The sequence below is a fragment of the Allobosea sp. GW823-FHT02B03 genome (assembly GCF_058797755.1).
In genome coordinates this window covers 246,309-260,971 of sequence record NZ_JBXAJY010000002.1, presented here as the reverse complement: position 1 = coordinate 260,971, position 14,663 = coordinate 246,309, and the positions used below count along the sequence as shown (strand labels likewise).

General features: G+C 65.3%; 15 protein-coding genes. 4 read left to right on the top strand and 11 right to left on the bottom strand.

Features of this window, described 5'->3' with window-relative positions; all coding sequences use genetic code 11:
• Nucleotides 1-203: 203 nt before the first annotated feature.
• Complete coding sequence (locus AC1REK_RS06115; protein ID WP_492270306.1) at nucleotides 204-1,307, top strand: HAD family hydrolase; 1,104 nt, start codon at nucleotides 204-206, stop codon at nucleotides 1,305-1,307.
• A gap of 46 nt (nucleotides 1,308-1,353) precedes the next feature.
• A complete protein-coding gene (locus AC1REK_RS06110) occupies nucleotides 1,354-2,142 on the top strand; it encodes a metallophosphoesterase (RefSeq protein WP_492270307.1) in 789 nt (262 codons plus the stop codon).
• Between the two features lie 234 nt (nucleotides 2,143-2,376).
• On the opposite strand, the gene AC1REK_RS06105 is transcribed toward AC1REK_RS06110, so the two are convergent.
• Genes AC1REK_RS06105 through AC1REK_RS06060 form a run of 10 tightly spaced genes read right to left on the bottom strand, consistent with a single transcriptional unit; the run spans nucleotide 2,377 to nucleotide 11,044 of the window.
• Nucleotides 2,377-2,949, bottom strand: coding sequence for a TIGR02444 family protein (locus AC1REK_RS06105; protein ID WP_492270308.1), 573 nt, complete (start codon nucleotides 2,947-2,949; stop codon nucleotides 2,377-2,379).
• Nucleotides 2,927-4,342: an FAD/NAD(P)-dependent oxidoreductase gene (locus tag AC1REK_RS06100; RefSeq protein ID WP_492270309.1), complete on the bottom strand. Its 1,416-nt coding sequence runs from the start codon at nucleotides 4,340-4,342 to the stop codon at nucleotides 2,927-2,929. Before AC1REK_RS06100 ends, AC1REK_RS06105 begins: the two co-directional genes overlap by 23 nt.
• Nucleotides 4,339-4,635, bottom strand: a complete 297-nt coding sequence (locus tag AC1REK_RS06095; RefSeq protein ID WP_492270310.1) for a (2Fe-2S)-binding protein — start codon at nucleotides 4,633-4,635, stop codon at nucleotides 4,339-4,341. Before AC1REK_RS06095 ends, AC1REK_RS06100 begins: the two co-directional genes overlap by 4 nt.
• Nucleotides 4,619-5,722 (bottom strand): NAD(P)/FAD-dependent oxidoreductase, encoded by a 1,104-nt coding sequence (locus AC1REK_RS06090; protein ID WP_492270311.1) that lies wholly within the window; start codon nucleotides 5,720-5,722, stop codon nucleotides 4,619-4,621. The genes AC1REK_RS06095 and AC1REK_RS06090 overlap by 17 nt, the downstream gene beginning before the upstream one ends.
• A complete protein-coding gene (locus AC1REK_RS06085; protein WP_492270312.1) occupies nucleotides 5,719-6,465 on the bottom strand; it encodes an aspartate/glutamate racemase family protein in 747 nt (248 codons plus the stop codon). The genes AC1REK_RS06090 and AC1REK_RS06085 overlap by 4 nt, the downstream gene beginning before the upstream one ends.
• Nucleotides 6,466-6,482: 17 nt before the next feature.
• Nucleotides 6,483-7,091 carry a UbiX family flavin prenyltransferase gene (locus tag AC1REK_RS06080; protein ID WP_492270313.1) on the bottom strand — a complete coding sequence of 203 codons (609 nt, stop codon included), beginning with the start codon at nucleotides 7,089-7,091 and terminating at the stop codon, nucleotides 6,483-6,485.
• A 16-nt stretch (nucleotides 7,092-7,107) separates the two neighbouring features.
• Complete coding sequence (locus AC1REK_RS06075; RefSeq protein ID WP_492270314.1) at nucleotides 7,108-8,430, bottom strand: UbiD family decarboxylase; 1,323 nt, start codon at nucleotides 8,428-8,430, stop codon at nucleotides 7,108-7,110.
• A gap of 39 nt (nucleotides 8,431-8,469) precedes the next feature.
• A complete protein-coding gene (locus AC1REK_RS06070; protein WP_492270315.1) occupies nucleotides 8,470-9,237 on the bottom strand; it encodes an ABC transporter permease in 768 nt (255 codons plus the stop codon).
• Nucleotides 9,238-9,239: 2 nt separating this feature from the next.
• The gene (locus tag AC1REK_RS06065) at nucleotides 9,240-9,998 is read right to left on the bottom strand and encodes an ABC transporter ATP-binding protein (protein ID WP_291636996.1); all 759 of its coding nucleotides are present in this window, start codon (nucleotides 9,996-9,998) and stop codon (nucleotides 9,240-9,242) included.
• Between the two features lie 50 nt (nucleotides 9,999-10,048).
• Nucleotides 10,049-11,044, bottom strand: a complete 996-nt coding sequence (locus AC1REK_RS06060) for an ABC transporter substrate-binding protein (RefSeq protein WP_492270316.1) — start codon at nucleotides 11,042-11,044, stop codon at nucleotides 10,049-10,051.
• 243 nt (nucleotides 11,045-11,287) lie between these two features.
• Here AC1REK_RS06060 and AC1REK_RS06055 point away from each other — a divergent pair, with 243 nt between their 5' ends.
• Nucleotides 11,288-12,070, top strand: a complete 783-nt coding sequence (locus AC1REK_RS06055) for an IclR family transcriptional regulator (protein ID WP_492270317.1) — start codon at nucleotides 11,288-11,290, stop codon at nucleotides 12,068-12,070.
• A 27-nt stretch (nucleotides 12,071-12,097) separates the two neighbouring features.
• Here AC1REK_RS06055 and hutC read toward each other — a convergent pair whose 3' ends face one another.
• Nucleotides 12,098-12,880: a histidine utilization transcriptional repressor HutC gene (gene hutC, locus AC1REK_RS06050; RefSeq protein WP_492270318.1), complete on the bottom strand. Its 783-nt coding sequence runs from the start codon at nucleotides 12,878-12,880 to the stop codon at nucleotides 12,098-12,100.
• A 236-nt stretch (nucleotides 12,881-13,116) separates the two neighbouring features.
• Between hutC and AC1REK_RS06045 the strand changes: the two genes are divergently transcribed.
• A complete protein-coding gene (locus tag AC1REK_RS06045) occupies nucleotides 13,117-14,613 on the top strand; it encodes an aldehyde dehydrogenase (RefSeq protein WP_492270319.1) in 1,497 nt (498 codons plus the stop codon).
• The last annotated feature ends 50 nt before the right edge of the window (nucleotides 14,614-14,663 follow it).

Sequence of the window (14,663 nt, the reverse complement as noted above, 5' to 3'; positions counted from 1 at the left end):
ACTGTCGGTCGACGTCGGATTCTGTCGTTTGCCAAACATGACAAATACCCCGCGGCCGGTCGAGAGCGCTCGCGGGTGATAATCTTGGCACGCGATGCGCCGCGGTCCTGACTGGTTGATTGCGACAACGGTCGGACAGCCGGGCGCGCCGAGCCTGCGTTGCCTGAAAGGCGAGCGGGCCTCACCCATAAGCGAGGATTGCAATGATCGAACGGAGCTTCGAGGAGCGCAAGCGTCTAAGCGCGCCCTGCATGCGGACATTCGCCAATATCGCGCGTCGTTGGCAACTGACCGAGAGCCAGCAAGCCCATTTGCTCGAGACCGATATCGCCACATTGCGGGGGTGGGCCGCGGCCGCAGCGGAGCAAAAGCACCTGGTCCTCGCGACGAGCACGCTCATGCGCTTATCGGCGGTGTTGGGCTTCTTCGCCGAACTCCGGCAATTCCTGGCGGCTGTATCAGGAGCCCTGGAAGAGCGAGCTTGGCTGACAGCTCCGCAACAATTCGGACCATTCAACGGCCGCACTCCGCTCGAGGTTCTGGGCGGCAGCTTTGAAGAGCAAATGGACGTCCGCCGGCACTTGGCAGCTATCGCCGCCAATGCCGATCCCTCTTCCGCTTCAAGGTTCGAGCATCTCCCGCATACAGACTACGACTACCTTGATGCGCGATTTGCTATGGTTCCCATCGAAGCCATCGCTTTCGACGCGTTTGGGACGCTGGTCGACATCATGGACAAGCGACGGCCGTTTCGGTCGCTGGTGGCAAGCGAGCCTTCGAACTCACTCCTCCAGCATGCGATGAAAAATCCCGTCGGCCTTCGGGAATTAGCGCAGCGATTGTCCGTGCCTATTTCCGAAGAACGTTTAACCGAGCTTGAGGGAGACCTGAGCGAGGAGTTGAAATCCGTGCGACTTCGCCCCGGCATTGATCGGGCGTGGCAGACTCTTCAGCGGGCGGGGCTCCGGATCGCAATCTGCTCCAACCTGGCTGAGCCATACCGGGAGCCCTTATTCGAGCAGCTGCCGGGAGAGCCGGATGTCTCAGTTCTTTCGTTCCAAACGCGGCTGATGAAGCCACAACCCGAAATCTACCATCTCGTCTGCAACCAGCTCGGCCTGGAACCCCGGCAGATCCTGTTTGTCGGTGACTCGATGCAGATGGATGTCGTCGGGCCAACGACGATCGGTTCGTTCTCAATGCCGATCGCCGAGTTTGAGCGGTCATTCGCGGGGGCCGCGTCGTTCTATGCCCCGCACCCGATAGTCGCACTGTTCGATCGGATTATCGCGGCCAAATCCGCCTGACTCCCTGCGTCCATCCGGTCCAACCTTCGATGAAAGTGGAGGCAAAATGCGCTTGCTCGTCATTTCTGATGTGCATTTGGAATTTGGCGCCTTTGAATTTCCCTCTGCGCTCCCAGACTTCGATGTGGCCGTTTTTGCTGGCGACATGGGGCAGCCAATTTCGTCTGCCGTCGCATGGATGGCCCAGCAGCGCTCGGGAGCGCTTCGTGGCGCCAGATCAATCTACGTTCCTGGAAATCATGAGTTCTATGGCTTCGAGCTAAAGCGGAGCCTCGCGGAGGGCAGGGTGGCTGCATCGGCCGCGGGCATTGATCTCCTGTCGCGTAACTCAGTTGTTGTCGAGGGCGTACGGTTCATCGGCTGTGTCCTCTGGACGGATTACCGACTTCATGGAACGCCGAAGCCATCAATGGTTTATGCCGGTGACACGCTCAACGATCATCGGTTGATCCAATATCAGGAGGAGAGTGGGCACTTCAGCAGATTCATGCCTTGGCATGCGGCCGCGGAGCATCGCCTGGACCTAGCGTTCATAAGGAAGGAGTTGGCGGAGCAATTCGACGGACCGACGGTAGTGGTTACGCATCACGCGCCGCATCGAAACTCGGTTCAACCGCGTCATGAAGGCAGCTCGCTAACTCCCGCATTTGTCTCATATTTGAGCCGCGTCATCGAAGAGTTCCAACCCGATCTCTGGATCCATGGCCACGATCACGGCTCCCACGATTACCGCGTCGGCAAAACCAGAATCTTTGCGAACCAGGCTGGCTATCCGAACGTGCACGGAGATCGCGAAAATCCATGGTTTGATCAGCGATGCGTCATTGAGATCTGACGCTCCACGGAATTTGCGCCCTATGAGATCATAGCTTGGGTAACGAGCGCTTCGCCGGACGCACTTTTCGTCCAGCTAGCCCCAGAAGCCTTCCTGGTACTCTCGCGGAGAAAGGGGCTCAGTTTCAGCTTCCGGAGCAGCTTGTGGGGGGGCGACAACTGATTTGCACGACGTCTCTATTCTCAAAAGCGCTCCGGAATCGCCGCGAAAGAGACCGATGTGATCTCCAGTTATTCACTGGTCGCCGAGCTTCTTGGTATTTCCGCAGTTTCGAATGACGTGTTCCATAGCGGTTTCAAGGGCTGAGAGCGCGATGCCGATCGCTCGGTCGTTTCTCGGCTGTCCAGCGGCATCATCCTTCGGGATTAGTGCGAATACCTCCCGTATCGACAGTCCGGATTTCGCCGCGCGCTGGCCCAGCCATTGCTCGGTCATGGCGAGCTGGATCTGCTCGGCGAGCAGTTCGGCGGCCTTGACCTTCTCCCGCAGCAGCTGCCGTTCCTCGGGAAAGCCATCCCTCGGTGGCTTGAGGACACGGCGGATCGCGCGCAGTGGCAGGACTGTGGCGGCCCGCCATTCGGCCGTCAGCCGGTCGAGCTCCGCGACACCCTCCGCAGAGAGCGGCCGCTGCAGGATCAGCTCCGCATAGGTCGCGGCCAGCAGCTGGATCACATCGAGACCGGCTTCGTCCTGGAGCGTCAGGCAGGCCTCGGCGACACCGGGCAGCGCGTAGAATTCCAGCGCGAAGCGCCAGAGCTGGCTGTCGAGGTCGAGCTTGCTCATGTCAGTCTCCATGCCGCGCAGCATTTCGCAGCGAGGCCCTTGCCAGTTCGCCAACGGTGACCGGCTTGATCGGGTCGCGGACGCGATAATAGCCTGTCTCGGCCTCGCTCCGGTCCGTCTCCCGCGCGATCAGGCCGGTCACGCTCGGCCCGCAGAGCCGTCCCTGGCACGGGCCCATGCCGATACGCAGGAAGGCTTTCGCCTGGCTGGGGCCGAGAACCCCGCGCTCCACCGCCTGCCGAAGCGAGCCGGCGCAAACCGCTTCGCAGCGGCAGATCGTGACCGGGTCCGGCGGTGCGACGAGGTCCGGGCTCGGCCGGTACAGGCGGTCGAGGAACGGCCGGGCCGTAAGATGGGCGTCGTGCGCTCTTCGGACGCTGTGCACGCGGGCGTCGCGTTCGGCTGGGGTGATCCGGCGGAGTTCCGACAGGATGGCGAGGGCGGCGGCATCACCTTCATGGCGACTGGCCTCTGCCCCGACGATGCCGCCGGCATCGCCTGCGATGAAGATGCCGGGCAGCGTGCTGGCGCCCCATGCATCGCGGCGCGGCTGGAAGCAGGACTGGGCATCGTTCCAATCGAAGCTGCAGCCGAGCGAGCGCGAAAGCTGCTGCTGCGGGATCACGCCCTCATGCAAGCCGATCAGATCGCAGGCGAGCCGGTGCGGCGTTCGCCTGATGCAGAAGCGGATAGCGGTGGCGCGCTCCTCGCCCTCGATCGCGATCTCGCTGACACCACGGAAGAGCTGTGCCCGCCCGATCGTCAGTGCCGCAAGCAGGCCGGCGCCTTTGGCGAGATAGCGCCAACCCTGGCCAGTTAAAGCGCGCGGCAGATGCGGCAGTGCGGCGGGGATGTTCCGGGATTGGGCAGTATCGAGCAAGGTCAAGTGCTCGACGCCAGCATCGAGGCATTGCCGCGCGAAGAGGTAGAAGAGCGGGCCGGTGCCGGCGAGGACGAGCTTCCCGTTCGGCACGAGACCGCCGGTCTTCAGCAGGATCTGGAGGGCGCCGACCGTCATCACGCCCGGCAAGGTCCAGCCCGCCAGTGGCACGGGACGCTCCATCGCGCCAGTCGCGATCACCAGCGCCTTCGTTCGGTCGAGCGCGACCGTATCGTTCGTGCGCGACCACACCGCAGCGCCCGGCTCGACTCGCCAGACCGTGCTGGAGAAGCGTAACTGGGCGCCAGAGGCGCGCAGGCGTTGAGCGAGCGCCGCGCCGCGCAAATAATCGGCTCCGAGGATCGTGGAGAGCCGAGCGTTCCTCCGGTTGCGCTCAATGGCACGGTAGATCTGGCCGCCGGGCTCGGCCTGCTCGTCGAGCAGCAGGGTGCGGGCGCCGCCTTCGGCCAGGGTCGCGGCTGCCGCCATGCCGGCAGGGCCCGCCCCGATCACGATCGCATCCCAGTCCGGCGTCATGGCAACTGCCTCGCGCCGATCTGGCGGCGCACCACCATGCCGTCCTCAGCCGGTGTCAGGCAGGCCTGCTGGTTCTGGCGGCCGTCGATCTCGACGAGGCATTCAAAGCAGATGCCCATCATGCAATAGGGCGCGCGCGGCGAGTAATCGACTGGGCTCTGTCGCAGCGCGACGATGCCGGCGGCGAGCAGCGCCGCGGCGAGGCTGTCACCGGGGTGAAAGGCGATTTCGCGGCCCTCGAAGCTCAGCGTCGGGCTGCCCTCGGGAGCGCCGGGCTCAATGCGCCTGAACATCGAACCGTCCGCTTCCGAAACTGGCGACCGCCGCGGGAAGGGCGCCGGCCGCAACCGCCGGGCCGATGTCGAAGGCATGCACGCTGGCGAGCGTCACCCCGCTATGGCAGGTCGCGGCGAAGGCGCCGGGATAGCGCCTGGATTCCTCATAGATTGGCAGGCCGTCCGGCGTCATGACCCGCAGCGAGCCCCAGAAGCGCACCACCCCGACCGCCTCCAGCCCAGGCAGGACGCGCAGCGCCGTGGCGCAGAGATCGGCGGCGGTCGTAACCTGCGTGCTGTCGTTGAAGCCGACCTTCTCATGGCTGCTGCCGAACAGGAAGGAGCCCTCGGCGGTCTGGCGCAGGCAGTTGGCGGCATAGGGGAAGCAGGGGCGCACGCGCTCCGTCACCGCGATCTGGCCGCGCTCGGGCTCGACCGGCATCGACAGCCCGAGCTGCGGCGCGAGCCGGGCGGAGCCGAGCCCGGCGGCGAGGACGATGCGGCGGCCATGGACCGACCCGGTCGGGGTCGCGACGGTAAAGCCGCCGGCCTCGGGACGGATCTCGTTGACGGCGATGCCGGGTCGGTAGCTGCCGCCGCCATCCTGCAGGGCCTGCTGCAAGGCGCGTAGCAGATAGAGCGGGCTGACATGGGAATCCTCCGGCGAGAAGGAGGCGCCCACGACCTCGGGACCGATGCCCGGCACGAGGTCGCGCAGCGCCGTGCGGTCAAGGAACTGCATGGTGATCTCGCCACCATCGGCCTGGCTGCGGGCGAGGACATCGCGGCGCTTGTCGAGCTCGGCTTCGGAAAAGCAGAAATGCAGGCCGCCGGTCTGGCGCCAGCCGGTATCGAGGCCGGTGGCGGCATGGAGTTCCTCGGCGAGGTCTTTCCATAGGCGGCCGGCCCGCAGCGACCAGTGCATATAGGCCGGCTTGCCGACGCCTTTGCCCTGCAGCCAGATCAGGCCGAAATTGCCGCGCGAGGCCCGGTAGGCGACGTCGCCCTCGTCTAGCAGCGCGACGCTCGCACCGGTCCGGCTCGCGCCCCAGGCGATCGCGGCGCCGATCAGCCCGCCGCCGACCACGACGAGGTCGTAGCTCATCTGCGCGGCCTCGGATCGCCGCCATAGGCCCGCGGCCGAATAGATGAATGCAGCCAGTCGACGAGGGTGACGATGTCGAAGACCGGCAAGCCGAAGGCGCGTTGGATCGCCGCCGAATGCGGCGGCAGGTTGGCGCATTCGCTGACGATGGCGCCGATCGCGGGAGTTTCGGCGAGCATGCGCTCGACGACCGCCAGCACCTCGCGCTCCTGGGCTTCGTGGTCGGCGAGCGGCCGGTTCTCGCGCATATGCGAGCGGATGACGCCGTCCACCGGCAATTCGCCGAGCGGCAGGCCGGTCGGGGCGCCGACATTGTAGAAATGCCGGTCCTGCAGCGCCTTGCGGTCCGAGACGATCACGCCGACCGTCCTGCCCTCGGGCAGCAGGCTCAAGGCGAGCGGGATCTGCATCAGGCTGGAGGTCGCGATCGGCACCGGAGAATGGCGGCGCAGTTCTGGATGGACTGCGGCAAGGAAGCCGCAACTCGTGGTGATGCCGGCGGCGCCGATCGCGACGAGATCGTCTATGGCGTCGAGGAACGGCCCGAGCGCCTGCTGCGGATCGCCCTCGATCACATCCTTCGGCGTGACGCCGCGCACGACGCGGAACTGCACCGGAAAGTGCCAGGTCGCGGTGTTGGCGACGTCGCCGGGCAGACGGTCGAAGCCGGTGTCGAGCACGATGACGCCAATCATCGCGCCATGCACCGGGCGACGTCTGGGGTGATGCGCGGATGGTGTCATGACCGGGGCTCGTGAGCTCAGGATTCGGAAGCGGCCTTGCGGGCGGCCGCCATGCCGGCCCAGCGGCGGACCGCGCCGCAATCGACGCCAAACAGGTCGAGCGCGCGGCCGACGCTGTGGTCGACCATGTCGGCGATCGTCTCCGGCAGGGCGTAGAAAGCAGGCACCGGAGGCATAATGATAGCGCCCATCTCGGCGAGGCTGGTCATAGTCCTGAGATGGCCGAGATGCAGTGGGGTCTCGCGGACCATCAGCACCAGCTTGCGGCGCTCCTTGAGCACGACATCGGCCGCCCGGCTGATCAGCGTCGAAGTCACGCCGGTCGCGATCTCCGACATGGTGCGGACGGAGCAGGGGGCGATCAGCATGCCGAGCGTGCGGAAGGAGCCGCTGGAGATCGTCGCGCCGATGTCCTGGATGTTGTGCACGACGCTCGCTTTCTCGGCGAGCGCCGCAGGGCTCATGCCGAGCTCCTGCAACAGCGTTAGATGGGCCGAGCGCGTGACGACGAGATGGGTCTCGACGCCCGCTGCCGCCAGAAATTCGAGCGCCCGCACGCCGTAGACGGCGCCGGAGGCGCCGCTGATGCCGACGATGATGCGCGCGGGCGTGTCGTGATCGCTCATGGGAAACCCGCTACCCTCAGGCGTTGTCGAACCAGTCGGAGAGATTGACCTGGTCGGCGAGGCGGATCTTCTTGCGCTCGAATTCCGGCTTGCGGTGGAACGGCTTCGTCGCATCGATCAGGAGGCGGCCCCAATGGTCCTTCTGTTCGTCGCGATAGAAGGACGGCGTCTCCGGGATGATCAGCATGTCCTTGTCGGGCCGGCAGCGCGTCAGCGTCGCCCACATCACGTCGTCCATGTCGTAGATGTTCACGTCGGGATCGACGACGGTGATGATCTTGGCCCAGATCGGTTCGGCGCCGATCGTCGCCAGCATGACCTGGCGGGCATGGCCTTCGAACTGCGTATCCATCTTGACGATGGCATGGTTGACGAAGGGTTGGCAGGTGACGTCGAGGATGCCCGGCAGCGCGGCGCTGAGGCGCTGGTAGATATTGGCCGAGACCGAGAGCTCTAGCGTCAGCACCTCTTCAGCCGAGCCGCACAGGATCGAGTGGAAGACGGCGTCCTTGCGGACGGTGACGCCGAGCACCTCGAAGACCGCGTTCGGACCTTCGGGGACATAGTAGCCCATGAACTCGCCGAACGGCCCCTCGGGCCGGCGCTCGTTCGGCAGGAAGCGGCCCTCGATAACGATCTCGGTATCCGCGGGCACTTCGAGGTCGATGTGCTTGCATTTGCGCATCGCGATCGGGCTGCCCTTCAGGCGCGCCGCGACCTCCAGCTCATCGACATCATAGGGCAGGGGCGCGGCGGCGGTCAGGAACGAGGTCGAGGGCGCGCCGATCAGCATAGCCGCCTCGAGCGGCTTGCCCATCTTCTCGGCCTTCTCGTGATAGATCGTCAGATGGTGGCGCGGCGCCAGCCGGCAGCGCAGCTCCTGGTCGCTGACGAACATCGAGCGGTGATAGGACAGGTTGCCGACGCCGGTCTCGGGATCCTTGGCGATGAACATCGCCGAGGTGAAGTAAGGGGCGGCGTCGCGGTCGGAATAGGTGATCAGCGGCAGCTCGGAGAGCTTGCACTCGATCAGCTCGTCATCCTGCGACTGCACGAAGGCGGGGCCGCCGGCACCGCTGCCGAGATTGGCGAGATTGCTCCACTGCCGGCAGAAATCGGCGGCGTCGATGCCAATGATCTCGGCCAGCCGCTCGCGCGAGCCGTAGACATTGGTGACGACCGGGAAGCGGGTGCCCTTGACCTTGTTAAACAGGATCGGCTTGCCCCAGCGCTTCTGCGCGGCATGGGTCACGGCGGCGAGCTCGTGGAAGGGGTCGACCTCCCTGTCGACGACCAGGAGATCGCCTCTCTCCTTCAGGCGGGCGATGTAGTTTCTCATCGGATTGTCCTTGCGGATGTGATGCCGGGGGCGGGCGCGTCAGCGCCGGCGTTGCGAGGGGCGCCAGGTCAGGGCCATGCGCTCGAACAGCGAGACCGCCCCGATGCCGAGCGTGGTGAAGACGGTGATCGAGACCAGCGCCGCGAAGACGAGCGGGGTGTCCATGTTGAACTGGCCGAACAGGATGAGATGGCCGATGCCGCTGTTGCCGCCGATGAACTCGCCGACGATCGAGCCGACCAGCGCTAGCGGGAAGGCGACCTTGAGCGCGTCGGTGATGTAGGGGACGGCGTTCATCAGGCGCACCTTGGTGAAGATGCGCCACCGCGTGCCGCCGGCCAGCGTCGAGAGGTCGATGACATCGGCCTCGATCTCGCCGAGCCCGGTCAGCGAGTTTACGAAGATCGGGAACAGGGCGAGCAGGAAGGCGAGAATGATCTTGGATTCGACGCCAAGGCCGAACCAGATCACGAACAGCGGCGCCACCGCGATCTTCGGGATCGAGTTGAAGGCGGCGAGCAGCGGCATCACGATCGAGCGCAGCACCGGGACATAGACCACGACCAGCGCGAGCAGCACGCCGAAGACCAGCGCCAGGACCAGGCCGACGAGCGTGGTCATCCCGGTCATGAACAGCCCGTGCATTTGGAGCGAGGCGGTCTCGGCGAAGCGGGCGGCGATCGCCGACGGCAGCGGCAGCACATAGCCGGGGATGCCCAGCAGCGGCGCGCCGATCTCCCAGGCCAGCAGCAGTAGGGCAAGAAAGAGGAGCGGGCGCAGGCGCGCGACGAGGGAGGTTTCGGCCATCGTCAATACTCCGTCTCGCCGGCTTCGATGCCCTCGCGCACTCGGGCGGCAAAGGCGACGAAGCGGGGATCGCGCAGGGTCGCGGTGGTGCGCGAGCGCGGCAGGTCGATCTCGACGATGTCGTGGATCCGGCCCGGCCGCGGCGACATCACCACGACGATGTCGGAGAGCAGCACGGCCTCGGTGATGCTGTGGGTGACGAAGAGCACGGTGTTGCGGCTCTCCTCCCACAATGTCTGAAGCGCGAAGCCCATGCGCTCGCGGGTGATGACGTCAAGGGCGCCGAAGGGCTCGTCCATCAGGATTAATGACGGCTTGAGCAGCATCGCTCGGCAGATTGCGGCGCGCTGCTGCATGCCGCCGGACAATTCGAACGGGCGGCTGTCCTCAAATCCGGAGAGGCCGGCAAGCGCCATCAGCTCGCGGGCGCGCCCCTCATAGTCTGCGGCGCGCAGCCCGCCCATCTCGGCGACGAAGAGGATGTTGCCGAGGGTGGTGCGCCAGGGCAGCAGCACCGGCGACTGGAAGACCATGCCGACGTCGCGGATCGGGCCGGTGACCTCCTGCCCACGCAGCTTGATGCGGCCGCTGCTGGCGCGCACCAGACCGGCGGCGATGCGCAGCAAGGTGGACTTGCCGCAGCCGCTCGGCCCGACGATCGAGACGAAGCTGTTCTCGGGCACCGAGAAGGACGCCTGGTCGATCGCCAAGGTCGAGCCGAAGGTCTTCGACAAGTTGTCGATGACGAGGGAGGTGGACATGGAGGCTTCCGGATTACTGTCGGCAGGCTGAGGAGTGCGGCCGGAGCGGCCTACTTCCCCTTGATGGCGAAGAGGTCGTCGGGCGTCAGCGTCGCGTCGAGCTTCAGCGCCTTCTTGACCAGGTCAATCGTGCGCTGGATGCGCTTGTCCTCGGCCGCGCCGTAGCCATGCTCGGCGGTGTAGGGCGTCTGGATCGACTTGATCGCGCCGATCCACTGTGTCAGCACGGTGTCGCGGTTCATCGCCGGATTGGCCTTGACCATGATATCGGCGGTCTCTTCCGGGTTCTTGATGGCGTATTCGACCGCCTTGCGCGTTGCGGCCGCAAAGCGCTTGGCCTCGTCGAGATTCTTCTCCAGGGTCGGCGTGGCCGCTACGAGGACGTAGCCGAAGACGTCGTAGCCCCAGTCGACGAAGCTGGAGAACTCGACGTCCTTGCCCTGTGCCACTGCGACCTTGGTCAGGGCCGGCATGTCGCCGTCGGAGCTGGCGGTGAACAGGTCGGTCCGGTTGCTGAGCAGCAGGGAGAAATAGACCCCCGGATCGGCCGCCTGCCAGTCCAGCTTGGAGGCGTCGAGCTTCTTTTCGTCGAAGATGATCGGCAGCACGACGCGGGCACTGTCGGTCTGCGAGGCGGCGATGCGCTTGCCGATGATCGACTCCGGCGTCTTGAACGGGGTCAGCGAGGCGAGGCCGCTGGTGGTGACGTCGGTGTAGACCATGAAGGCTTTGAGTTTGGCGCCCTTGGCGACCGCCTGCACGACGGGGCCAACCTCGGCCATGCCGTAATCGGCCTTGCCGCCATCGACGGCGGCGATGACGAAGCCGCTGCCGGTTGCCGGTGCAATATCGATGTCGAAGCCGGCTTCCTTGTAGAAGCCCTTGTCGCGGCCGACGAAGAACGGCGCGTGGCGGCCGTTGTAGACGTAGTTGGTGAGGAACGTGATCTTCTTCATCGCCGGTGCTTGGGCCCGCGCCTCGATGGTCACGCCACCGAAGCTGAGCATGGCAGCGAGAGACACTGTCAGAATTCCGAGCTTGTGCATCAAAACCTCCCCGTTTTTCCGAACGGCTTCCGGGTCGTACCCGTTCATCGCCCGGCGTCGCGTCTCCGCGATCCCCCTTGACCGGCGTGCCCACCAGCGCCCCCGAATTGCTCAGCCAGGTTCGAGCGAACAGGGCCGTTCTTCCTCGGGAAAATTATGTTGCGCAATGCACAACAGTGTTGCACAATAAGAGCTTGTCAGCCTTTACGGGTCTCGTCAAGCGAGATGCGGGAGCGTGTACTGATGGAAAATCCCGTTGCGTCACCAGGCGAGGCGCGAGGTGCCACGGTCGGCGCGGTCGAGCATGCGATCGCCATTCTGCGATGCCTGTCTGGATCGCTCGAGCCGCTCGGCATCAATGAGATCGCGCGGCGCATCGGGCTGCACAAAAGCTCGATCTCGCGGCTGGTCGCGACCCTGGTGGCGGCGCGGTTGGTCGAGCGCGATGCCGCCTCGGCCCGGATTAAGCTCGGGCCCGGCCTTGTCCTGCTCGCCGCGCCCGTGCTGGCCGAGCTTCACATCAAGGATCTGGTTCGGCCCGCCCTCGAGGAGTTGGCGGCGCGATCGGGCGAGACCGCCAGCTTCAACATGTGGGATGGCAGCTATGCCGTGACGATCGAGCAGGTTCCCGGCCCTGGTGCTGTCCGGATCTTCTCCGAGCAGGGCCGGCGCGACCCCGGCCACTGCACCGCCTGCGGCAAGATCCTGCTCGCCCATGAGCCGAGCGAGGTGATCGAGACCTATTGTGCTGGCCCGCTGGAGCGCTTCAACGAGCGGACGATCACCGAGCCCGCTGCGTTGAAGCAGGAGCTGACGACGGCCCGCCAGCGCGGCTATGCACTCAATTTTGGCGAGCTCGACGACGAGATCAGCGCGATCTCGGCCGTCACCCATGATGTGCGCGGCAAGGTCGTCGGCAGCATCACGGTGACCGTACCGAGCTACCGGTTCACCCAGGAGCGGCAGGAGGAACTGATTGCCATGGTCCTCGAGACCGCATGTCGCCTTTCGCGGAGCCAGGGTTAGGCCGCCGCGGTTCGGAGCGCGCTCGCGCTAGCGGATTCGCCTTGGGAACTGCCCGGTGCCGCCCGGCGCCGAAATGACCGGCTGGGCCGACGTTGCCTCATGGGCGCTGCGCAGGCGATAGCGGTCTCCCGGATAGAGGAAGCGGCTGCGCGTCACCGGCACGTCGCCGCGCCAGGTCCGGCGGTCGAGCAGCAGGCATGGCTGGTTGGTGTCGATCTGGAGGGCTTCTCGGCTTTCGTCATCGGGCCGGATGGCGCGGATCGTGTTGTCGACGAAGGTGACCTCGGTCATGCGCAGCAGATAGGCGTGCGGCGTGATCCGGGTGAAGTCCTGCTCGAGATAGGCGGGCGCCTCGGCGGCGTTGACGAAGCGGTCCTCGATCTGGACTGGCGTGCCGTCTTCCTTGTGCAGCAGGCGCGAGTGGAACACGGTGCTGCCCGCCGGAAGGGCCAGCAGGCCGATAAAGGGGCTGTCCGGCGCCAGCGCACAAAGCGACATCACTTCGCTGGTGTGGACGCCGCCGCTCGCCGAGATCTCCTCCGAGACGTCGGAGAGCTCGAAGATCGCGCATTGCATGCGTGGGCCGACGACGAAGGTGCCGCGGCCCTGGACGCGCACCAGCATACCTTCGGACTGCAATTCCCGGAGCGCGCGGCGCACCGTGAGGGCCGAGGCGCCGAACTCGGCTGCGAGATCCTCCTCGCGCGGGACCTGGAAGTCCGCGGGCCATTCCGCGGCACGGATCCGCTTTTCGATCGCGGTCTTGATCTGCCCGTAGAGCGGCTGGGTGACCTGGATCAGCTCGGTCATGCAAGGGTCCTCTGCTTGGGGAGCTTTGATATCACAACGCTTTTAAAACGGTATCGATCTCTGCTGCCTTTATGGGTGCGTTGCGCATTTTTTCAACAGGCAGGCGCTTGACACCTTAAGATTGATCGGATCAGTATCCATTATTGATATCATATCGAATTTGAAATGATATGATAAAAATCTAGCCAGGAAGCGCTTCGGTTTCGCTGCGCCCGGCTATGACGGGAGAGATTCTGATGACGTCGCATTCACCCGCGCTGCGCACGCTGGACATGTACATCGATGGCCAATGGGTGAAGCCGGCCTCCGGGCAGTATTTCGAGACGGTCGATCCCTTCACCGCGCAGCCCTGGGCGATGGTCGCGCGCGGAGGCGCCGAGGATGCTGACCGTGCCGTTCGCGCCGCCCACCGCGCCTTCAAGGAAGGGCCGTGGGGCAAGATGCACCCTTCGGAGCGCGGCAAGATCATCCATAGACTGGGCACGCTGATCGAGGAGCATGCCGACCTGCTCGCCGAGATCGAGGTGCGCGACAATGGCCGCCTGCTGGCCGAGATGCAGCATCAGATCCGCTACATCCCGAAATGGTATTATTACTATGCCGGCCTGGCCGATAAGATCGAAGGCGTCGTGCACCCTTGCGACAAGCCGGCTTTGAGCTATTCGCGGCCCGAGCCGCTTGGTGTCTGCGTCGCGATCGTGCCCTGGAACGCGCCGCTTCTCCTGCTTTCGCTGAAGGCCGCGCCGGCGCTCGCTGCCGGCAATACGCTGGTGTTGAAGCCGGCCGAGCACACCTCAGCCACCGCGCTGAAGCTGATGGAGCTGGTCGAGGCGGCCGGCTTCCCGCCCGGTGTCATCAATGTCGTCACCGGCTTTGGCAAGGAGGTCGGCGAGCCGCTGGTCACCCATCCGCTGACCCGCCATGTTGGCTTCACCGGCTCGACCGGCACCGGCGCGCATCTCTATTCGCTGGCGGCGAAGGACGTGAAGCGGGTCAGCCTCGAGCTCGGCGGCAAGTCGCCGAACATCGTCTTCGACGACGCCGATCTCGACAATGCCGTGCGCGGCGTGGTCGGCGGCATCTTCGGGGCGACCGGCCAGACCTGCATCGCCGGTTCGCGCCTGCTGGTCCAGCGCCGTGTCCATGATCAGTTCGTTGAGAAGCTCGCGGCCTTCACCAAGACGGCGCGCGTCGGCGATCCCCGCGATGTCCGCACCCAGGTCGGCCCGATCGCCAACAAGATGCAGTTCGAGAAGGTGCTGGGCTATGTCGATATCGCCCGCCAGGACGGCGCCGAGCTGCTGATCGGCGGCAAGCGTCCGGATGGCGAGGAGTGCGCGCGCGGCTTCTTCGTTGAGCCGACGATCTTCACCGGCGTCAACAACGAGATGCGGATCGCGCGCGAGGAGGTCTTCGGGCCGATCCTCTCGACCCTGGTCTTCGACGATGTCGACGAGGCGGTCGCGATCGCCAACGACAGCGAGTTTGGCCTCGCCGCCGGCGTCTGGACCCGCGACATGAAGCTCGCTTTGCGCATGTCGGATCGGCTGGAGGCGGGCAGCGTCTGGGTCAACACTTATCGCGACATCTCCTACACGACGCCGTTCGGCGGCTACAAGAAGAGCGGCATCGGCCGCGAGAATGGCGCCGAAGGCATCCGCGAATACCTGCAGACCAAGGCGGTCTGGCTCTCGACCGCGGACGAGATTGCTAACCCCTTCGTGATCGGCTGAGGGCGATGCGCAGCATGATCCTTCGACAATGTCTCAAGCGGAACTGACGT